General features: G+C 56.9%; 14 protein-coding genes and 1 tRNA gene. 1 reads left to right on the forward strand and 14 read right to left on the reverse strand.

Annotated elements, in window-relative coordinates:
• Positions 1 to 105: 105 nt before the first annotated feature.
• The 11 genes from rpoC to ACTRWK_RS03310 all read right to left on the reverse strand — a co-directional run bounded on the left by rpoC (position 106) and on the right by ACTRWK_RS03310 (position 14727).
• Complete coding sequence (gene rpoC / locus ACTRWK_RS03260; RefSeq protein ID WP_289084199.1) at positions 106 to 4353, reverse strand: DNA-directed RNA polymerase subunit beta'; 4248 nt, start codon at positions 4351 to 4353, stop codon at positions 106 to 108.
• 94 nt (positions 4354 to 4447) lie between these two features.
• The gene (rpoB, locus tag ACTRWK_RS03265; RefSeq protein ID WP_005849870.1) at positions 4448 to 8584 is read right to left on the reverse strand and encodes a DNA-directed RNA polymerase subunit beta; all 4137 of its coding nucleotides are present in this window, start codon (positions 8582 to 8584) and stop codon (positions 4448 to 4450) included.
• Between the two features lie 284 nt (positions 8585 to 8868).
• Positions 8869 to 9240, reverse strand: a complete 372-nt coding sequence (rplL, locus tag ACTRWK_RS03270) for a 50S ribosomal protein L7/L12 (RefSeq protein WP_037941631.1) — start codon at positions 9238 to 9240, stop codon at positions 8869 to 8871.
• Positions 9241 to 9315: 75 nt separating this feature from the next.
• Complete coding sequence (gene rplJ / locus ACTRWK_RS03275; RefSeq protein ID WP_037941629.1) at positions 9316 to 9831, reverse strand: 50S ribosomal protein L10; 516 nt, start codon at positions 9829 to 9831, stop codon at positions 9316 to 9318.
• Between the two features lie 399 nt (positions 9832 to 10230).
• On the reverse strand, positions 10231 to 10929 hold the full coding sequence (rplA, locus tag ACTRWK_RS03280; RefSeq protein WP_005849875.1) for a 50S ribosomal protein L1: 699 nt from the start codon (positions 10927 to 10929) through the stop codon (positions 10231 to 10233).
• Between the two features lies 1 nt (position 10930).
• On the reverse strand, positions 10931 to 11356 hold the full coding sequence (gene rplK / locus ACTRWK_RS03285; protein ID WP_005849876.1) for a 50S ribosomal protein L11: 426 nt from the start codon (positions 11354 to 11356) through the stop codon (positions 10931 to 10933).
• Between the two features lie 159 nt (positions 11357 to 11515).
• Positions 11516 to 12049 carry a transcription termination/antitermination protein NusG gene (gene nusG / locus ACTRWK_RS03290; RefSeq protein ID WP_005849878.1) on the reverse strand — a complete coding sequence of 178 codons (534 nt, stop codon included), beginning with the start codon at positions 12047 to 12049 and terminating at the stop codon, positions 11516 to 11518.
• A 205-nt stretch (positions 12050 to 12254) separates the two neighbouring features.
• Positions 12255 to 12452, reverse strand: a complete 198-nt coding sequence (gene secE, locus ACTRWK_RS03295) for a preprotein translocase subunit SecE (protein WP_005849880.1) — start codon at positions 12450 to 12452, stop codon at positions 12255 to 12257.
• A 130-nt stretch (positions 12453 to 12582) separates the two neighbouring features.
• Positions 12583 to 12658, reverse strand: a tRNA-Trp gene (locus ACTRWK_RS03300).
• Positions 12659 to 12819: 161 nt separating this feature from the next.
• Positions 12820 to 13995 carry an elongation factor Tu gene (tuf, locus tag ACTRWK_RS03305; protein WP_005849852.1) on the reverse strand — a complete coding sequence of 392 codons (1176 nt, stop codon included), beginning with the start codon at positions 13993 to 13995 and terminating at the stop codon, positions 12820 to 12822.
• A 132-nt stretch (positions 13996 to 14127) separates the two neighbouring features.
• Positions 14128 to 14727, reverse strand: coding sequence for a hypothetical protein (locus ACTRWK_RS03310; RefSeq protein ID WP_289081646.1), 600 nt, complete (start codon positions 14725 to 14727; stop codon positions 14128 to 14130).
• Between the two features lie 127 nt (positions 14728 to 14854).
• On the opposite strand from ACTRWK_RS03310, the gene ACTRWK_RS03315 reads away from it, so the two are divergent.
• Positions 14855 to 16204 (forward strand): cytochrome P450, encoded by a 1350-nt coding sequence (locus ACTRWK_RS03315; protein WP_037941321.1) that lies wholly within the window; start codon positions 14855 to 14857, stop codon positions 16202 to 16204.
• Here ACTRWK_RS03315 and ACTRWK_RS03320 read toward each other — a convergent pair.
• The 3 genes from ACTRWK_RS03320 to ACTRWK_RS03330 are packed head-to-tail and all read right to left on the reverse strand — an operon-like array spanning position 16201 to position 20935.
• Complete coding sequence (locus ACTRWK_RS03320) at positions 16201 to 17295, reverse strand: M48 family metallopeptidase (protein ID WP_037941319.1); 1095 nt, start codon at positions 17293 to 17295, stop codon at positions 16201 to 16203. The genes ACTRWK_RS03315 and ACTRWK_RS03320 overlap by 4 nt on opposite strands.
• Positions 17292 to 18551, reverse strand: a complete 1260-nt coding sequence (locus tag ACTRWK_RS03325) for a DUF898 family protein (RefSeq protein WP_037941336.1) — start codon at positions 18549 to 18551, stop codon at positions 17292 to 17294. Before ACTRWK_RS03325 ends, ACTRWK_RS03320 begins: the two co-directional genes overlap by 4 nt.
• 56 nt (positions 18552 to 18607) lie before the next feature.
• Entirely contained in the window at positions 18608 to 20935 is a 2328-nt protein-coding gene (locus tag ACTRWK_RS03330) for a DNA topoisomerase IV subunit A (protein WP_037941334.1), read from the reverse strand.
• Positions 20936 to 21079 lie beyond the last annotated feature (144 nt).

A 21079-nucleotide genomic window follows, 5' to 3' on the forward strand; every position in this document is an offset into this window, starting at 1 on the left:
CCACTGGCGCAAATTTTCGACGCTATTTCATCCCCCTGCCCCACAACGAAAAACCCCCGCCGATCTCTCGGCGGGGGCTCTGTTAGTTAGCTATCAAGCCTAGGCTTAGCTGCGGCTTTCGTCGTCGCTGGGGACGTTGTCGAAGACATCGCCACCAACAACATCGTCGGCTGTAGGCTCGGGCGCGGCCAGACGTGCTGCGGCTTCGGCTTCTTCGCGACGGGCCTCGATGACCACGTTGTCACGATCCGTCGCAACCTTGCGCATCTGCTGCGTCGCACCACCGGTACCGGCTGGGATCAGACGGCCCACGATGACGTTCTCTTTCAGGCCAACCAGCTTGTCGCGCTTACCCTGGACCGATGCTTCGGTCAGAACGCGTGTGGTTTCCTGGAAGGACGCCGCCGAGATGAAGCTGCGGGTTTGCAGCGACGCCTTGGTGATCCCCAGCAGGATTGGTTCGCCCTGCGCAGGGCGCCCGCCTTTGGACAGCGCTTTGGCACAGGCCTGGTCGAACTCTTGCTTGTCGACGTGTTCGCCTTTCAACAGGGTGGTATCACCGCTGTCCTGGACTTCCCACTTCTGCAACATCTGACGCACGATCACTTCGATATGCTTATCGTTGATCTTAACGCCCTGCAGACGATAAACATCCTGCACTTCGTCGATCATGTAGTCAGCCAGCGCTTCGACACCCATAATCGCGAGGATGTCATGCGGCGCAGGGTTGCCGTCCATGATGTAGTCGCCCTTCTGGACAAAGTCACCTTCCGCAACGGGAATGTGCTTACCCTTAGGCACCATGTATTCGACCTTGTGATCCGGATCCTCGGACGACTCGATCGAGATACGACGCTTGTTTTTGTAGTCCTTGCCGTAGCGGACGTACCCGTCGATCTCGGCGATGATCGCGTGGTCTTTGGGGCGACGTGCCTCGAAGAGTTCCGCAACACGTGGCAGACCACCGGTAATATCCTTGGTCTTGGCACCTTCACGCGGGATACGCGCGACGATGTCACCGGCCTTGATTTCAGTCTGGTCCTCAACGGACAGAATGGCATCAACGGACATTGGGTAGGTCACCGGGTTGCCCGCATCGTTGCGGACCGGCTCGCCATCGGCATCCACCAGAATGATTTCAGGCTTCAGCTCATTGCCTTTGGGTGCTGCACGCCAGTCGATCACGATCTTCTGTGTCATACCGGTTGCATCATCGGTTTCATCCTTGACCGCGATCCCCGACGTCAGGTCGACGAACTTGGTCATACCGGATTTCTCCGCGATGATCGGCAGCGTGTAGGGGTCCCATTCGAACAGCTTGTCGCCGCGCAGGATCGACTGACCCTCCTTGACGAACAGCTTGGTCCCGTAGCCAACCTTGTGGCTGGCACGCTCGTCGCCGTTATCATCAACGATGGCAAGCTTCATGTTCCGGCCCATTACCATGATCTCGCCTGCGGCGTTCTCAAGGGTTTGAGCGTTCTCGAACACAACCTTACCGGACTGCGATGCCTCGAGGAAGGACTGCTGGCCACCCTGCGCAACACCACCAATGTGGAATGTACGCATGGTCAGCTGCGTGCCGGGTTCACCGATCGACTGAGCAGCGATAATGCCGACAGCTTCACCTTGGTTCACCAGCGTACCGCGTGCAAGGTCACGACCATAGCACATGGCGCAGACGCCCTCTTCGGCCTCACAGGTCAGCGGGCTGCGGATCCGTGCGGATTGAACAGCCGCTTCATCGATGATGTCAGCCAGACGTTCGTCGATCACAGTCTGCGCAGGCACCAACACTTCGTCGGTCCCGGGGCGCAGGATGTCATCCGCCGCAACGCGACCCAGCAAACGTTCCGCCAGCGAAGAGACAACCTCACCATCATTCACAGCCGCTTCGGCCGTGATCGCGGTTTCGGTGCCACAGTCATGCATACGCACGATACAGTCCTGTGCCACGTCCACCAGACGACGGGTCAGGTAACCCGAGTTCGCTGTTTTCAAAGCGGTATCCGACAGACCCTTACGGGCACCGTGGGTGGAGTTAAAGTACTCCAGAACGGTCAGACCTTCTTTAAAGTTCGAGATAATCGGAGTCTCGATGATGTCGCCGTTCGGCTTCGCCATCAGACCGCGCATCCCGCCCAGCTGTTTCATCTGTGTGACCGAGCCACGCGCACCGGAGTGCGCCATCATGTAGACCGAGTTCGGCTCCATCACCGCGCCGTTATCGTTGCGACGTTCGGCCGAAATGGCCCCCATCATCGCGTCGGTGACCTTGTCGTTACACTTGGACCAGGCGTCGACGACTTTGTTGTACTTTTCGCCCTGAGTGATCAGGCCGTCCATGTACTGCTGTTCAAAGTCTTTAACCTGCTCGCGCGTTTCGTCCACCAAGGTCCACTTGGTTTCCGGGATCAGCATGTCGTCCTTGCCGAAGGAAATGCCGGCACGGAAAGCTTCACGGAAGCCCATGGTCATGATCTGGTCACAGAAGATAACGGATTCTTTCTGACCACAGTAGCGGTAGACCGTATCGATGACCTGCTGCACTTCTTTCTTACGCAGCAGACGGTTCACCAGATCGAACGGCGCTTTGGCGTTCAGCGGCAGCAGCGCGCCAAGGCGGATACGGCCCGGCGTGGTGTCGTAACGCTTCATCACCTCGTTGCCTTCGGCATCGATCTGTTTGATCCGCGCCTTGATCTTGGAGTGCAGGTGGATCGCACCGGCACCAAGCGCGTGCTCGACTTCCTCGACAGAGCCGAACACCATGCCTTCGCCCGGCATGCCTTCGCGTTCCAGGGTCGTGTAGTACAGACCCAAGATCATATCCTGCGACGGAACAATGATCGGCGCGCCGTTTGCAGGCGACAGAACGTTGTTCGTCGACATCATCAGGACGCGTGCTTCCAGCTGTGCTTCCAGCGAAAGCGGCACGTGCACAGCCATTTGGTCGCCGTCAAAGTCAGCGTTAAAGGCGGAACAGACCAGCGGGTGAAGCTGGATCGCTTTACCTTCGATCAGAACCGGCTCGAACGCCTGAATGCCCAAACGGTGCAAGGTAGGCGCACGGTTCAGCATGACAGGGTGTTCGCGGATCACTTCGTCGAGGATGTCCCACACTTCGGGACGCTCTTTTTCAACCAACTTCTTGGCTTGCTTCACAGTGGAAGACAGACCTTTGGCTTCAAGACGCGAGTAGATAAACGGCTTGAACAGCTCGAGCGCCATCTTCTTGGGCAGACCGCATTGGTGCAACTTCAATTCGGGGCCAGTCACAATGACCGAACGACCGGAGAAGTCGACGCGCTTACCCAAAAGGTTCTGACGGAAGCGACCTTGCTTACCTTTCAGCATGTCGGACAGCGACTTCAGCGGGCGCTTGTTGGCACCAGTGATGACGCGGCCGCGACGGCCGTTGTCGAACAAGGCATCGACGGATTCCTGCAACATCCGCTTTTCGTTGCGGACGATGATGTCAGGCGCGCGCAGTTCGATCAGACGCTTCAAGCGGTTGTTCCGGTTGATCACGCGGCGATACAGGTCGTTCAGATCCGACGTCGCGAAACGGCCACCGTCCAGCGGCACCAGCGGGCGCAGCTCTGGCGGGATCACCGGAATGACGGTCATGATCATCCACTCGGGCCGGTTGCCAGACTCGAGGAAGGATTCAACGACTTTCAGACGCTTGATGATCTTCTTGGGCTTCAGTTCGCCGGTCGCCTCTTTCAGATCGGCACGCAGCTGGTCCGCTTCGGCTTCCAGATCGATGGCGGCCAGCATTTCGCGGATCGCTTCGGCACCGATATTGGCGGTGAACGCGTCCATGCCATAGGCATCCTGCGCGTCCATATACTCTTCCTCGGTCATCATCTGACCATAGGTGAGATCCGTCAGACCGGGTTCGATCACAACGTAGTTTTCAAAGTAAAGAACACGTTCCAGATCGCGCAGGGTCATGTCCAGCATCAGGCCGATGCGCGACGGCAGCGACTTGAGGAACCAGATGTGCGCAACAGGCGACGCCAGCTCGATGTGGCCCATACGCTCGCGACGGACCTTTTGCAGCGTGACTTCAACACCACATTTCTCGCAGACAACGCCGCGATACTTCATGCGCTTATATTTACCGCACAGGCATTCGTAGTCTTTGATCGGGCCAAAGATACGCGCGCAGAACAGGCCGTCACGCTCTGGCTTGAACGTCCGGTAGTTGATGGTTTCTGGTTTCTTGATTTCACCGAACGACCACGACAGGATCCGCTCTGGCGATGCCAGAGAGACCTTGATTTCGTCGAACGTCTTCATCGGCGCGACGGGGTTGAACGGGTTGTTTGTCAGTTCCTGGTTCATCTTAAATCCTTAGATAAGTCTCGAAAGCGGAGGGAGAAAGGTGTTTCCTGCTTCAGGAAACGGTCCGGGGTTTATGAAAACCCCGGCGCGTGCCTCACTCGTCTTCCTCCGCATCCAGGAGTTCCATGTTCAGGCCAAGACCGCGTACCTCTTTCACAAGTACATTGAACGATTCCGGAATACCGGCTTCGAAGTTGTCTTCGCCTTTGACGATGCTTTCATAGACCTTGGTCCGTCCGGCCACGTCATCCGATTTCACAGTCAGCATCTCCTGCAGGGTGTATGCAGCGCCGTAAGCTTCCAGAGCCCAGACCTCCATCTCACCGAAGCGCTGACCACCGAACTGCGCTTTACCGCCCAATGGCTGCTGGGTGACCAGCGAGTATGGACCAGTTGAACGCGCGTGAATTTTATCGTCCACAAGGTGGTGCAGTTTCAGCAGGTATTTGACGCCGACGGTCACCGGACGTGCAAACTGCTCGCCCGTGCGGCCGTCAAACAGGACCGACTGACCGGAGCTGTCGAAACCGGCCCGTGTCAGGCTGTCGTTCACATCCGCTTCTTTGGCACCATCGAATACCGGCGTGGCGATTGGGACACCGCGCGCGACGTTCTTGGCTGCGTCCAGCAATGTTTCCTCGTCCATACCCGAGATGCCTTCTTCGTAGACATCGTCGCCATAGGCGTGGTGCATTGCTTCGCGCACAGGTGTCAGATCACCGGAGCGTTTGTATTCCTGCAGCGCCTCGTCGATGTTGATGCCCAGGCCACGTGCGGCCCAACCCATGTGGGTTTCAAGGATCTGACCGACGTTCATACGCGACGGAACACCCAGCGGGTTCAAACAGAAGTCGACCGGCGTACCATCCGCGAGGAACGGCATGTCTTCCATAGGTACAACCTTGGAAATAACGCCTTTGTTGCCGTGACGACCGGCCATCTTATCGCCCGGTTGCAGCTTGCGCTTCACCGCAACGAAAACTTTGACCATCTTCATCACGCCCGGGGGCAGATCGTCACCACGACGGACTTTTTCGACTTTGTCCTCGAAACGTGCATCCAAGGTCCGTTTCTGGATCTCGTACTGCTCGTTCAGGGCTTCGACGATCTTGGCATCATCTTCGTCGGCCAAAGCCAACTGCCACCACTGACCGCGCGACAAGGATGCCAGCAGGTCTTCGGTGATCTCAGAGTTTGCCTTGACGCCTTTCGGGCCTTTGACAGCCGTCTTGCCGATGATCATCGACTGCAGACGCGCGTAGATGTTGCGGTCAAGAATGCCAAGTTCGTCGTCCCGGTCACGGGCCAGACGTTCGACTTCTTCACGTTCGATCTGCAGCGCACGTTCGTCTTTTTCAACGCCGTGACGGTTGAACACGCGGACTTCAACAACGGTACCGAAATCACCGGGCTTCACACGCAGCGATGTATCGCGCACGTCCGAGGCTTTTTCACCGAAGATGGCGCGCAGCAGTTTTTCCTCTGGCGTCATCGGGCTTTCGCCCTTGGGTGTGATCTTGCCGACGAGAATGTCACCGGGTTCAACATCCGCACCGATGTACACGATGCCCGCCTCGTCGAGGTTGCGCAGCGCTTCTTCACCGACGTTCGGAATATCGCGTGTGATTTCCTCTGGCCCCAGCTTTGTGTCACGGGCGGCGACTTCGAATTCCTCGATGTGGATCGAGGTAAACACGTCGTCACGCGATACACGTTCAGAGATCAGGATGGAGTCTTCGTAGTTGTAGCCGTTCCAAGGCATGAACGCGACGACCACGTTCTTACCAAGCGCCAGTTCACCCATGTCGGTCGATGGACCGTCCGCGATAACCTGACCCTTTTGAACCGTCTCGCCCACTTTCACCAGCGGACGCTGGTTGATGCAGGTGTTCTGGTTCGAACGCTGGAACTTGCGCATGCGGTAGATGTCTACGCCCGCGTCGCCCAGTTCAAGGTCTTCGGTGGCGCGGATAACGATACGGCTGGCGTCGACTTGGTCGATGATACCACCGCGTTTCGCCATATAGGCAGCACCGGAATCCCGTGCGACGACTTCTTCGATACCTGTCCCCACCAGTGGTGCTTCGGCTTGAAGCAAAGGCACCGCCTGACGTTGCATGTTCGAGCCCATCAAGGCCCTGTTCGCATCGTCATTTTCAAGGAACGGGATCAAGGACGCAGCGACCGAGACCAACTGTTTCGGCGAAACGTCGATCAGATCGACATTCTCGGAAGGCGACAGCGTGTAGTCACCGGATTTCCGTGTCGACACCAGATCGTTGACGAACTTCATGTTCTCATCAAGGTTCGCGTTCGCCTGCGCCACGGTGTGACGCATTTCTTCGGTCGCGGACATGTACTGCACGTCATCGGAAACAACACCGTTCGTTACTTTACGGTAGGGTGTTTCGATAAAGCCGTATTTGTTGACGCGGGCGAATGTTGCCAAAGAGTTGATCAGACCAATGTTCGGACCTTCGGGCGTTTCAATCGGACACATACGACCGTAGTGGGTCGCGTGAACGTCACGCACCTCAAAGCCGGCACGTTCGCGTGTCAGACCACCTGGCCCAAGCGCGGACAGACGACGCTTGTGCGTCACCTCGGACAGCGGGTTGGTTTGGTCCATGAACTGCGACAGCTGGCTGGAGCCGAAGAATTCACGTACCGCAGCAGCCGCTGGTTTCGCGTTGATCAGGTCTTGTGGCATGACAGTGTCGATCTCGACCGAGGACATACGTTCCTTGATCGCGCGCTCCATCCGGAGCAGGCCGACGCGGTACTGGTTTTCCATCAGTTCGCCAACGGAGCGTACACGACGGTTCCCAAGGTGGTCGATGTCGTCGATGTCGCCACGGCCGTCACGCAGATCAACCAGCGCCTTGATACAGGCGACGATGTCGTCACGGTCCAGCGTGCGCTGCGTGTCTTCTTTGTCGAGCGCAAGACGCATGTTCATCTTCACGCGGCCAACCGCCGAAAGGTCATAGCGGTCCGCATCAAAGAACAGCGTGTCGAACAGGTTCGACGCGGCTTCGACTGTGGGCGGCTCGCCCGGGCGCATCACACGGTAGATGTCCATGAGCGCGGTGTCGCGGTTCATGTTCTTATCCGCCGCCATGGTGTTACGCATGTAGGGGCCGACGTTGATGTTGTCGATGTCGAGAAGTGGGATCTCGGTGATGCCCGCGTCGATCAGCTCTTTCGCTGTACCGCCGATGAGCGTGCCGTCTTTATCGTGCTCGAGCGTCAGCTCGTCGCCCGCTTCGACATAGATCGCGCCGGTTTCTTCGTTGATGATGTCACGCGCGGCGAATTTGCCAGCGATGTGACCGAAGGGCAGCAGCAGTTCTGTCACTTTGCCTTCGTCGATCAACTGCTTAACGGCACGAGGTGTAACCTTCTTGCCCTTCTCGAACAGGATCTCGCCTGTTGCGGCGTCAACCAGATCATACGATGGACGTGTGCCCCGCACACGGTCAGGGAAGAAAGGTGCAACCCAGCCTTCGCCGTCTTTCAGCGTATAGTTCACGGTGTTGTAATACGCGTTCATGATCGCTTCTTGGTCAAGGCCAAGCGCGTAGAGCAGCGTTGTTACAGGCAGCTTACGACGACGGTCGATGCGCGCGAACACGATGTCTTTGGCGTCGAATTCGAAGTCGAGCCACGACCCGCGGTATGGGATGATGCGGCAAGCAAACAGCAGCTTACCCGAAGAGTGGGTTTTGCCTTTGTCGTGGTCAAAGAAAACGCCGGGCGAACGGTGCATCTGGGATACGATAACACGCTCTGTACCGTTGACAACAAAGGTACCGTTTGGCGTCATCAGGGGCATGTCGCCCATGAACACGTCTTGTTCTTTGATGTCTTTCACCGATTTCGCACCGGTGTCTTCATCCACATCAAATACGATGAGGCGCAGCGTCACCTTCAAAGGCGCGCTGTAGGTCATGTCGCGTTGCTGACATTCCTCGACATCGTATTTGGGTTTTTCGAGCTCGTACTTGACGTATTCAAGCACCGACGTCTCGTTGAAGTCCTTGATCGGGAAAACCGATTGGAACACGCCTTGGATGCCGTCACCGTCTGTCGGTGTTTCCGCATCGCCGGAGCGCAGGAACAAATCATAAGAGGATTTCTGAACCTCGATCAGGTTCGGCATCTCCAGCACTTCGCGGATTTTGCCATAGTATTTACGTAGACGTTTCTGGCCAAGGAAGGTTTGCGCCATGTGTCTGTCACCTTTCGTATCTCTTGCCGAGCTCGCCATCACCGGGGCCGTGATGCGCGCCCATAAGAGCGGTAAATCCTGATCAATTCTTGAGGCACGTCCCACCGTACCTCTTCCGACCACTAGGACCTATCCAGAGAAGTATTTCGCGCGAAATACTTTTCAAAACAGATCAGGCTGGACAGGGAATTCCCCGTCCAGCCTTAATTTTTATGGGCTTGCCCAAAGCTTTACAAACTTCGGTCTGCTTTCATCAAGCAAAAACAGCACCCAGATCTAATGGCTTAGGCCAGTTCGATCTCTGCGCCAGCTGCTTCCAGCTTGGCTTTGATGTCTTCGGCTTCGGCTTTGTCGATGCCTTCTTTGATCTTGCCGCCAGCTTCAACCAGATCTTTGGCTTCTTTCAGGCCCAGACCGGTGATGCCGCGAACTTCTTTGATCACGTTGATTTTGGATGCGCCGGCGTTCTTCAGAACGACGTCGAATTCAGTTTTCTCTTCAGCAGCCGCGCCTGCATCGGCAGGGCCAGTCATCATCACTGCGCCGCCAGCTGCGGGCTCGATGCCATACTCGTCTTTGAGGATGGTTTTCAGTTCTTGTGCTTCCAGCAGTGTCAGACCAACGATGTCTTCTGCCAGTTTTTTCAGATCAGCCATGTTTAGCTCTTTCCGTTAACGATATGTGTGTTCCAACGCGAGTGTTCAACCCTGCGCCAGCTTGACGATATTGCTTTACGCAGCCGCCTTGTCCTCGATGGTGGACAAGATGGAAGCGATGTTGCTTGCAGGTGCGCCAATGGCCCCGGCGATGTTGGAAGCAGGTGCGCCCAGCATACCCGCGATGGTGGAGATAAGCTCCTCCCGCGAAGGCATCTTGGACACGGCTTCAACACCGGCGACATCCAGTGCGTTCTCACCCATTGCGCCGCCGAGAATGACAAACTTTTGATTCTCTTTAGCGAATTCCTGAGCGACCTTGGCAGCTGCCACGGGGTCTTCGGAATAGGTCAGAACGGTCATACCCGTCAGGAGATCTGCAATGCTTTCGCATGGCTTTCCGTCTAGGGCAATTTTGGCGAGCCTGTTTTTGGCAACACGCACGGCCCCGCCCGCAGCGCGAGCGCGCGCACGAAGGTCCTGCATATCAGCAACTGTCAGGCCGACGTAGTGGCTTACCACAACGACGCCAGAGCTTTCGAAGATTTGGCCGAGCTCTTCGACCAACTGTTCTTTCTGGGCTCTATCCACAGTTTCACTCCAAATCTGGGGGTTACCCCCCGGCTCAATTAAGTCCGCTTACGCGAACAGTCTTGGTCCATTTTACGGGAATAAGCCAAAATAGCCCCACGCTTACGCGAACGGTAATTCTTGCATCTCCCATCTCAGAAAGGAATTAAGGCTTGCGCCACCCTTCGTCTCGGACAGAAGACTCACCATGCGATGCATAGTGAATCGAGGGCTTCTTAGGGAATGCAGCGCGGAATGCCAAGGGGAAACTCGACTTTCTTGCGCCGAGTTTAGGCTAATCTGTTTCAAACGCCGTCAGACCGGGTTTATCCGGCCGGTTTGCGCATAAAAAAATCCCCGCATCGGATGACCAATGCGGGGACCTGATAGCAAGCGCAGGACTGCGCCTATCGCTGAACCTTACTCGGTTACAGCGTTGTCGACTTCTACAGTCACACCTGGCCCCATTGTGGAGCTCAGCGCGATCTTTTTCATGTAGGCACCCTTGGAGCCGGTAGGCTTGGCTTTGGACACAGCGCCAACAAAGGCACGTACGTTTTCAACCAGCTTGGCTTCGTCAAAGGACAGTTTGCCGATGCCAGCATGCACAACGCCGCCTTTTTCAGCTTTGAACTGAACCTGACCGCCTTTAGCAGCTTCAACAGCTTCTTTGATGTCCATTGTAACTGTGCCGACTTTTGGGTTTGGCATCAGGTTACGTGGGCCGAGAACCTTACCAAGACGACCAACGATGGGCATCATGTCAGGTGTCGCGATGCAGCGATCAAAGTCGATCTTGCCGCCTTGGACAGCTTCCATCAGGTCTTCGGCACCAACGATGTCGGCACCTGCTGCTTGTGCTTCGTCAGCCTTGGGGCCACGGGCGAATACAGCAACGCGAACGGATTTGCCGGTGCCGTTTGGCAGGCCGACAACACCGCGAACCATTTGGTCGGCGTGACGGGGGTCAACACCAAGGTTCATCGCGATTTCGATGGTTTCGTCAAATTTCGCGGTTGCGTTGGCTTTGATCAGTGCGACTGCTTCTTCAACGGTCAGATCTTCTTTGCCTACGAATGCTTCGCGTGCGGCGCGGGTGCGTTTTCCGAGTTTTGCCATCTTACTTAACCTCGATGCCCATGGAGCGGGCAGAGCCCAGAATGATTTTCATCGCGGATTCAACATCCACAGCGCTCAGATCGGCCATTTTAGCTTCTGCGATTTCGCGCAGTTGCTTGGTGGTCACGGTGCCGACGGTCTCGCGGCTTGGTGTTTTCGCGCCGGAGTTAACCTTGGCAGCTTTCTTCAGGTAGTAGGACGCAGGAGGCGTCTTGATGTCCATGGTGAAGGACTTGTCCTGATAGTAGCTGATCACGGTCGGGCAAGGGGCACCTGGCTCCATGTCCGCTGTCTTGGCGTTGAACGCCTTACAGAATTCCATGATGTTGATCCCGCGCTGACCCAATGCGGGGCCGACGGGTGGGGATGGGTTCGCTTGACCCGCTTTAACTTGCAACTTCATCGTACCGACGAGTTTCTTGGCCATTGGCCTTCTCCTTTTAATGTCGGTGAACTTTCGTTCACCCTATACAACCACATCGCGATGTGGCCGCTTGCTAGCGTGGTGCGGTTGGGCGGCGCGCCGCTATCCCCTCCCACAAACGAACGGTGTTGCCACCGTATGGCGGGTCGCCCCGCCGATCGCTCAGACCTGTTTATTGACCTGAGTGAATTCCAATTCGACCGGTGTTTCCCGGCCAAAGATCGACACAGACACCTTGAGGCGCTGGTTCTCGTCGTCGACTTCTTCGATCATACCGTCGAAGTCTTCGAACGGGCCGTCCGCCACTTTGACCTTCTCACCCACTTCGAAGTGGATCAGCGTGCGTGGTGCTTCTTCGCCCTCTTGGACGCGGCCCAGGATCGCGGTGACCTCGGCGTCACGCATCGGCATCGGACGGCCCTGCGGACCCAGGAAACCGGTGACGCGGTTGATCGAGTTGATCAGGTGATACCCGCGATCAGACATCTCCATATGAACCAGGACATAGCCGGGCATAAAGCGACGCTCTGTCGTGACTTTCTTGCCGCGCCGGACCTCGATCACCTCTTCGGTGGGGACCAGCACTTCGTCGATCTGGTCCTCAAGCTCTTGCTCGGCGACCGTGGTGCGGATTTGCTCGGCAATCTTCTTTTCGAAGTTCGACAAAACACTGACCGAATACCATCTTTTCGCCATCTGAACTTGGTCCCTGTCTTGTGATGCAGCAACGGCCACATCTAATTCTCGTAAAAACCAGCCTGTCGCAGCATGCCGGCGGTGAACAAAAAATCGGCGCGCAACACGAATCGCCGCACGCCCCTCTTGATCAGGTCTGCGGGATAGCCCGCAATCGCACATGTTTCAAGAGGGCCACGGCGTTTTAAGGTGCCGCGCCCCTGGATCAGCCGAAGGCGGCCAGGATGTACTGCAATCCGCCACGAATGAGGATATCGACAATCGCAAAGAACACCGCTGTCAACGCGGCAAGGATGAACACCATAACCGTGGTGAGCATGACCTCGCGACGGGTGGGCCAGACGACCTTGGATACTTCGGAACGCACTTGCTGGATGAACTGAAGCGGGTTGACTGTGGCCATGTCGGTTTTCCTGTATACGAACGATTGTGGGGATGTATCTGTCAAAAGCGCTGAATTCAAGGCTTCATATCAAGCTCGCCTACTGGCGAAGCTGGTACACCAAAGTGCGCGTTCTCACATGTGTTGAGATTGGCAGGGGCTGAGGGACTCGAACCCACGACCCTCGGTTTTGGAGACCGATGCTCTACCAACTGAGCTAAACCCCTATGCCGAGTGGTGAGGTAGTCGATATTCGCTGGGGGATCAAGGGCAGATAGACGCATTGCGCAGGAATAATGTCGCCCACCCCCAAGCCACGAAAAAGGCCGCCCCGATTGGGAGCGGCCTTCGTCTTGTTGCCGGTGCGCGGGGTGACCCGCGGGTTGGCTTACTCGGTGATTTTGGAAACCACGCCCGCGCCAACGGTACGACCGCCTTCGCGGATCGCGAAGCGCAGACCGTCTTCCATCGCGATGGGGGCGATCAGTTCCACGTCGAACTGCAGGTTGTCGCCAGGCATAACCATTTCAGTGCCTTCTGGCAGCTGAACGGTACCGGTGACGTCTGTGGTCCGGAAGTAGAACTGTGGACGGTAGTTCGCGAAGAACGGCGTGTGACGGCCACCCTCTTCCTTGGTGAGGATATAGGCTTCGGCTGTGAACTTGGTGTGCGGCTTGACCGAACCTGGCTTACACAGAACCTGACCACGCTCAACGCCTTCACGGTCGATACCGCGCAGCAGGGCGCCGATGTTGTCGCCAGCTTCCCCACGGTCCAGCAGTTTGCGGAACATTTCAACGCCGGTACATGTGGTTTTCTTGGTGTCGCGGATGCCAACGATTTCGATTTCGTCGCCAACGTTGATCACGCCACGCTCAACACGGCCGGTCACAACTGTACCACGACCGGAGATCGAGAAGACGTCTTCCACAGGCATCAGGAACGGCTGGTCAACAGCGCGCTCTGGTGTCGGGATGTAGTTGTCGACTTCTTCCATCAGCTTGCGGATGGAGTTCTCGCCGATGTTCTCGTCACGGCCTTCCATCGCCGCCAGAGCGGAACCTGGGATCACAGGGATGTCGTCGCCTGGGTAGTCGTAGGAAGACAGCAGTTCGCGGATTTCCATTTCAACCAGTTCCAGCAGCTCTTCATCGTCCACCTGGTCTACTTTGTTCATATAGACAACCATGGCGGGGATGCCGACCTGACGGCCCAGCAGGATGTGCTCGCGGGTCTGTGGCATGGGGCCATCAGCAGCGTTCACAACCAGGATCGCGCCGTCCATCTGCGCCGCACCGGTGATCATGTTTTTCACATAGTCAGCGTGGCCTGGGCAGTCGACGTGGGCGTAGTGACGGCCTTCGGTCTCATACTCAACGTGTGCTGTCGAGATGGTGATGCCGCGTGCTTTTTCTTCGGGCGCGCCGTCAATCTGGTCATAGGCGCGGAAGTCGCCGAAGTACTTGGTGATCGCCGCGGTCAACGTGGTTTTGCCGTGGTCAACGTGACCAATGGTACCGATGTTAACGTGTGGTTTATTACGTTCAAACTTTGCCTTAGCCATGGAGCAGCCCTTTATATTAATGAGGGCCTGAACCCAGACCCAAACCTATCTGGCGGGCGATGTATTGGGTCTGGCGCATAAAATCAAGCACCTGTTCGCCTCACACCGCCGCAGAATTCATGTAAATGCGCACTAGTTCGCTGTTACCGCCGGTGCAGAGGGGATTTCAGCGCGCTCGATGACCGCGTCCGCCGGGCGTTCGAACCAGCCTTCGGCCTTATTTTGCTTGACCAAATAGGTCTCGATCGACTTTGCCGCATTCTGGCTGAGGTTCTTAAGCTGTTCTTCAGCAGTCTTGGTGTAGCCAGACCCGACGATAGGCCCCTGATCAAGGGATTCGAACACGGTGATCTGGTGCGGTTCGACCGTAAGCTTCTTACCCGCGGCGTCGTCCCAAACGGTAAGGTTCAGGATCATGATCGACTTGGGCGCAAGCACAAGCGGAATACCAGGAGGCGCAAGAACATAGCCTTCGACACTGACGCCAAAGTGGTAATTGCGCGTGCCTTCATAGCGGTCAAAGCGTTCGGCGATGGCGTCTTTGACGGCCGTGGTCAGCACCTCTTCACTGACTTCGCGACTGATCGGCAGTTTCTGTACCTTCGGCGCGACAACGATGTTGTGGTATAGATTAAAGTCACCCAAAGGCACCGCCGGCTTGTCGAGGTCGGATGCCCCGTTACACGCAGAAAGGACCACGATACTGATCAAAGCTGATAAAATTCGAACCATTTCATGCCTCCTCGGCGCATTTATGCCCTTTGCGATACCCTAAGGCTGAATAGGGTGCAACGTTTGCTAAAGTGGCACGCACTGGGAGGCGTGCTACCTTATGTCCGTCTGAATTAGGATAATTGCCATGGATCGCCCCCTGCCCGCCCGCGTGGCCTTGGTTAACCAACCCCTAGGCCTGTTTCGCAGCCTCGCTATGGCGCGACGAAATGTGCTTAGCATTATTCCTGAAATAGCTGTCAAACAGCCGATGGTCTCTGGCAAAATGGGCAAGCGTTGGCACATGGTTATGGACCCGACTGCCATCCGCGAGATGCTGTTGGATCGGGTTGACGACTACCCTAAATCCTTGGTGACAAAAAACCTTTTGCGCCCCGCGATCGGAGACTCCCTTTTCATTGCGGAGGGTGCGCATTGGCGCTGGCAACGCCGCGCGGTGGCACCGGCCTTTTCGCACCGCAATATGCTGAACCTGTCGCCCATCATGACCGCAGCAGCGCAAAGGTCGGCCGACCGGATCGCCGCCGCTGGCCCGCGGGCCATCAATATGCTGGACGAGATGGTCACGTCGACATTCGACGTCATCTCGGATGTCACATTCTCGGGCGGCGATGGATTTGACCGCGACGCCGTGCACCGCGCCATTGACGACTATATCGCAGAGGCCGGGAAACTGAGCCTTTTCGATATTCTTGGCTTGCCAGACTGGCTTCCGCGCCCAGGACGGGCGATGTCGGGCCGTGCCCTGAAAGACATGAAACGCATTGCCGACGGCGCGATAGATGCGCGGGCCGAACGGGGGCCCAGCGATACGCCGGACCTGCTGGATCTTCTCCTTGACGGCACCGACCCCAAGACCAAACGTCAGATGAATACGGCCGAGCTACGGGACAATCTGTTAACCTTCATCGTCGCAGGGCATGAGACGACGGCCCTTACCCTGTCTTGGGCGCTCTATCTGATGGGCTTTGATCAGGCCGTGCAGCAAAAGGCCCGCGCCGAGGCGCAAACCGTGTTGCAGGGCCGCGCGGCGACGGGTGCAGACGTCGAAAACCTACCATACATCCGCCAAATTATCGACGAAACCCTGCGCCTGTACCCGCCGGCGGGGGTGATTTCACGCACCGCGCAGAGAAACGACACCTTATGCGGCAGGGAAGTTCGGCCCGGCGATACTGTCATGGTGCCGATTTATGCGCTTGGCCGCCATCAGCAGCTTTGGGATCAGCCCGACGTTTTCGATCCCGACCGTTTCAAAGATCGCAAAGCGATCGACCGATACGCCTACCTGCCCTTTGGCGATGGCCCGCGTATCTGCATCGGAGCGTCCTTTGCGCAGCAAGAGGCGGTGATCATCCTTGCGACCTTGCTTTCGCGGTTTCGTTTCACACCTGTCGCCGGGAAAAGCCCTGAACCGGTTATGATCCTGACCCTACGCCCCGAAGGCGGAGTATGGTTAACCGCAACGCCTGCCTAGTCGCAAATCCGCCGCAAGTCGCCCCAGGCGTCCGCGTCGACAATAGTTGAGTATTCAGACTGCGCGCGCGCCGCATCTTGCGCGGCAGTGATGCGGTCATCGAATGATGGATGGCTCAGGAAATGGGCCATCAACGGGTTCGCTTCGCCTTGGGTCTGGCGCATGCGCTCGAACATGGCCCCCATCGCTTTCGGAGACACGCCCGCAGTCGCCAGAAGTTTATGCCCGAACGCGTCTGCCTCTGTTTCGGCCTGCTGGGTATAGGTCGCGCTGATCAAACGCTCTGCCAGAAACAACACCACGGCACCGCCTGCGAAGTCACCGAACAAAAGCCCCAACACGCCAATCGATCCGGCGGACCGCAACGCGTGGCGTGTCGGGTCACGACTGACAACGTGACCAATTTCATGCGCCAACACAGCGGCGACCTCATCCGGGGACTGGGCTTGTTGGATCAGTCCGTCGAACAGCACGACAATCCCGCCGGGCAGCGCAAAAGCGTTAACCATCGGGTGGTCCAGCACCAGGACATTCAAATCCTGCACCGCCCCCTCGCCCGCGTTAAGCGCGGTGATCATGCTGGTGAGCGCCGCTTCGCCCGCCGAGGCGTCGCAAATGGCGAGGGGCTGCATGCCGGTTTCGTCCAAGGCCCTGCGAATTTGGCCCAATGTCGCCTCACCCAAGGCGGCCTCTCCTGCTGGTGGGATGAAATTCGCCAAGCGGTCCGCCAAAAATGGCACCAGCACTGTAATCTGAAGCGCAACAGCCGCGACAGCTGCCATCGCCCAAGCGAACAACCTGCGTCGCCCTCGGGCCGGCGCAGGGCGGCGAGCGGCAGGAAGATGTCGTAGCAGCGTCTTATCCGCAACGATAAGCCGCGCCAGCGGATCGGTAACCGAGCGCAGGGTATAGTCTTTCCCACGCGACTGATCGGGCACCAACCGAATATCGCCAAGCCGCCAGAAGATAATATCTTCGCTATCCAGTCCAATCTGCAGATTATCGTTCGCAATATGCAGGCTGACATCTTCGGCGACCGGACGATCACCGTCAAAATATGCCGCCCCCATGCCGTCAAATCCGACGCTCATATCGCGGCTCCCAGGTCCAACGCCTCTGCAAACCCTTCGGCTTCGGCGAAGTCATCCCGCCCTGACTGGCTGATGCTTTGCAAACCGTCATACCGCGGAAGCGCACAGGTTATGGCCATGTGACGCATTAACGGAAAGGTGACGAATGTGTTGTAGCAAACGTTCCACATCAAAAAGACCGAGAGGTAAAAACCCGCCAACACCACGATCGCCAAAGCCCGAGGGATCGGAAGCGTTTCAATGTCGATCCCCAAATCAAACCCCATAAAGGCGCTTGGTCCAATCACGACAAATGCCCCTAACACTAGCAAAATCACCCCCAGAACGAGGACCGAATATGCGATAAAGCTGCCGAAGACGTAGATGAACGCGATACGCGGTGCGCTTAGCCTCGACGTTATGGCGATACCATTCGTTGACTTGTGGTTTGCCATTAGCCTTTTCGAAACAAAGCGATAGTGCACTGCACCGTAGACCATGCCTAACAGGCTCACGGGGAAAAGGAGCAACCACCAAGCGCCTTGCATAGAAAATGGTGCGCCTTGCCCGTCAGCCAGCGTTTCGAGCATCTTCGAGGCAAAGCCAGATGTGTCGAAAGTCTGGGACGCGGCAGATATGTACGCGTGGGCCACGCTACCAAGAAGCAGCAAGGTGAATAAAGCAAACGGAATCGCGGCACGATAGAGCATGCCCCAACGCCCCCCTTGATGCAGCTGTGCCGATCCGAAAAAGGTGCGGTCGGTCGTGTATTTCTCAAGGTAGAAGGTCATACGTGGCCAAAGCAGCCCTAGCGAGAAAATGGTGACCAGCCAATGCAGCATAGCGCGCCAGACATACCCCCATGCACCTTTATCAAGGCCAAACCGCACCCCGCGCCATCGCGTCCGTCCCAAGACGTACCGTCGCGCACGATATCGGGCATAGAACCACAAAGGAACAACCCCGAATCCCGCTGCGAAGTACCCTAAGGTCGCGCTCGAAAACACCGAGAAGCTGACGAACATCAGAATCAGATTAATGATTCCGATGTAGAAGGTGAGGATCACAACGGCGATGAAGAAGCCCAATAGCTTTTCAATCGGATCGCCGACGTATTCCATCGGATGCCCGCACGGCCGGATTGCGGACCAATACCATCGCCGCAAACGGGTCTTCATCCAGAACCGGTAGAACCCAAGCGTCATAATCGTGAGAAAACCAGTTTTGAACGCCAACCAAAAGAGCGCGCCGCGCCCCCCGACGAATTGAACCGACATCGCGGGTGCCGAACCACTGGGGTATGACAGCTCGGCGTCATTCACGTCGTTTGCGATCAACCGAAGCGGTTATCACGCGGGAACCCACGCGGTGCCATGCGCCCCGCTGTCGCGCGCTTGCCAGTCCATTCGGTCAGGTCAGCTTCGGTACGTGTCCGTCCCGCGGGATCCAGCCAGCTTAGCCCGTTCTCGCGGCTAAACGTGATCGCATCAGACATGCCCCCGTCTTTGTACTTTTGCAGCCGCACACCTTTGCCGCGTCCCATTTCGGGAAGCTCGTCCAAGCCGAACACCAAGACTTTGCGATTCTCACCCACAACGGCAACGGCATCCGCATCGCCGGTCACCGGCGCGCAAATCATTGCTTTCGCGTCGCCGCGCACGTTCAGCACCTGTTTACCGCTGCGTGTCTGCGCCAGAACATCATCCTCCGGCACGATAAATCCATCCCCGGCCGAGGAAGCCACCAAGAGCTTGCGCCCCGCCTTGTGGATCAAAATATCGACAATTTGAACTTCGTTGGGCAGATCCACCATCAATCGCAATGGCTCCCCCATGCCGCGCCCGCCAGGCAAGGTCGATGCAGACACCGTGTAAAAGCGCCCGTTCGACCCGAAAACCAGCAGCCTGTCTGTTGTCTCTGCATGGAAAATAAAGCGGGGGCCGTCGCCATCCTTGAACTTCAACTCGCGGTTCAGATCGATATGTCCCGTCATCGCACGGATCCAGCCCATCTGCGAACAGACAACTGTAATCGGTTCGCGGTCGATCATCGCCTCCAGCGGGACTTCCTCGATCACGCCGGCTTCGGAGAAGCTCGTTCTACGACGACCGATATTCTTACCGTCCAGCGACCAGTCCTTGCCGAACTGCTTTTTCGTCTCGCGCAGCTGGTCGATGATCGTATCCCATTGGGTACCTTCATTTTCCAGCAGATCTTCGAGGCCCGAGCGCTCCTCCATCAAGGCGGCTTGCTCGCGCAGCAATTCGATTTCTTCCAACCGGCGCAACGACCGCAGGCGCATGTTCAAAATCGCGTCCGCTTGAACTTCGGATAGCGCGTTTTCTGTGGAGGGCGCTGGCGGTACATAGCTTGCCTCGTCCATCGCGCGCACGTGATCCTTACCCCAATCCTCGGCCATCAACGCCGATTTCGGGTCCTCATCATAGCGAATGATATCAATCACGCGATCAAGGTTAAGAAACGCGACGATAAAACCTTCCAAGACCTCTAGGCGGTGGTCGATCTTCTCCATCCGGTGGGTCGAGCGCCGCTGAAGCACCTCGCGCCGGTGATCAAGAAATGCGCGCAGCACTTCCTTCATCGAACATACTTTAGGCGTCACCCCGTCGATCAAGACGTTCATGTTCAACGAGAATCGCACCTCAAGATCAGAGCTGCGATACAGCATCCCCATCAGGACCTCGGGATCAACGTTCTTGGAACGCGGCTCTATGATCAGGCGAATATCGTCGGCCGATTCGTCGCGCACATCGCCCAGAATCGGAATCTTCTTGGTCTGAATAAGCTCTGCGATCTTTTCGATCAGCTTGGATTTCTGCACCTGATAGGGAATTTCAGTGATGACAATTTGCCAAGCACCGCGCCCCAGATCCTCTGTTTCCCACCGACAGCGCAGACGGAAACCGCCCTTACCCGTACGATAGGCATTCGCAATGTTTTCAGGGGGTTCAACGATAATACCGCCGGTCGGAAAATCGGGACCGGGAACGTATTTAAGCAAAGTATCATCGCGGGCATCGGGCGTTTTGATCAGGTGGATACAGGCGTCCACCAGTTCCGAGATATTATGCGGCGGGATGTTGGTGGCCATACCGACAGCAATACCCGACGACCCGTTTGCCAGAAGGTTCGGGAACTGCGCGGGCAGAACGGCAGGCTCGGTCAGTGTGCCGTCGTAATTCTCTCTAAAATCGACAGCATTTTCATTCAGACCTTCCAGCATGGCCTCGGCCACGGCGGTCATGCGCGCTTCGGTATATCGGCTCGCAGCGGGGTTATCCCCGTCGATGTTGCCAAAGTTCCCCTGCCCGTCAACCAACGGATAACGCACGTTAAAATCTTGCGCGAGACGCGCCATCGCATCGTAAATCGCAGCGTCGCCGTGCGGGTGATAGTTCCCCATCACGTCGCCGGAAATTTTCGCCGACTTCCGGAATCCCCCGGTGCTGTTAAGCCTCAGTTCACGCATCGCGAATAGAATCCGACGGTGAACGGGCTTTAACCCGTCGCGCGCATCGGGCAGCGCGCGGTGCATAATAGTAGACAGCGCATAGGTCAGATACCGGTCGCCCAATGCACGGCGCAAAGGCTCTGACGAATTGCGAGAATCTGGATCGGCGGGGGTGGTTACATCTGACATCTTCATTGTTTAGCCAAGGCCGCGAGACGCGGCAAGCGACTGTTTGGGGCGCAGCGCCCCAGCACGGCATGCGGTGTCTCTGTCATGCAACTTTGCAAACATATTGGAACGATTAGGCAGCATTTTATGTTATACTTGATATTA

It is taken from the genome of Sulfitobacter sp. G5_S2_6_S6 (assembly GCF_054968505.1).

Coding starts and splice junctions, on each gene's coding strand:
- rpoC (WP_289084199.1), bottom strand. CDS start 4,353: ATGAACCAGGAACTGACAAACAACCCGTTCAACCCCGTCGCGCCGATG.
- ACTRWK_RS03310 (WP_289081646.1), bottom strand. CDS start 14,727: ATGGTTCGAATTTTATCAGCTTTGATCAGTATCGTGGTCCTTTCTGCG.
- ACTRWK_RS03315 (WP_037941321.1), top strand. CDS start 14,855: ATGGATCGCCCCCTGCCCGCCCGCGTGGCCTTGGTTAACCAACCCCTA.
- nusG (WP_005849878.1), bottom strand. CDS start 12,049: ATGGCGAAAAGATGGTATTCGGTCAGTGTTTTGTCGAACTTCGAAAAG.
- rplL (WP_037941631.1), bottom strand. CDS start 9,240: ATGGCTGATCTGAAAAAACTGGCAGAAGACATCGTTGGTCTGACACTG.
- rplK (WP_005849876.1), bottom strand. CDS start 11,356: ATGGCCAAGAAACTCGTCGGTACGATGAAGTTGCAAGTTAAAGCGGGT.
- ACTRWK_RS03320 (WP_037941319.1), bottom strand. CDS start 17,295: ATGAGCGTCGGATTTGACGGCATGGGGGCGGCATATTTTGACGGTGAT.
- ACTRWK_RS03325 (WP_037941336.1), bottom strand. CDS start 18,551: ATGTCGGTTCAATTCGTCGGGGGGCGCGGCGCGCTCTTTTGGTTGGCG.
- rpoB (WP_005849870.1), bottom strand. CDS start 8,584: ATGGCGCAAACCTTCCTTGGCCAGAAACGTCTACGTAAATACTATGGC.
- secE (WP_005849880.1), bottom strand. CDS start 12,452: ATGGCCACAGTCAACCCGCTTCAGTTCATCCAGCAAGTGCGTTCCGAA.
- tuf (WP_005849852.1), bottom strand. CDS start 13,995: ATGGCTAAGGCAAAGTTTGAACGTAATAAACCACACGTTAACATCGGT.
- ACTRWK_RS03330 (WP_037941334.1), bottom strand. CDS start 20,935: ATGTCAGATGTAACCACCCCCGCCGATCCAGATTCTCGCAATTCGTCA.
- rplA (WP_005849875.1), bottom strand. CDS start 10,929: ATGGCAAAACTCGGAAAACGCACCCGCGCCGCACGCGAAGCATTCGTA.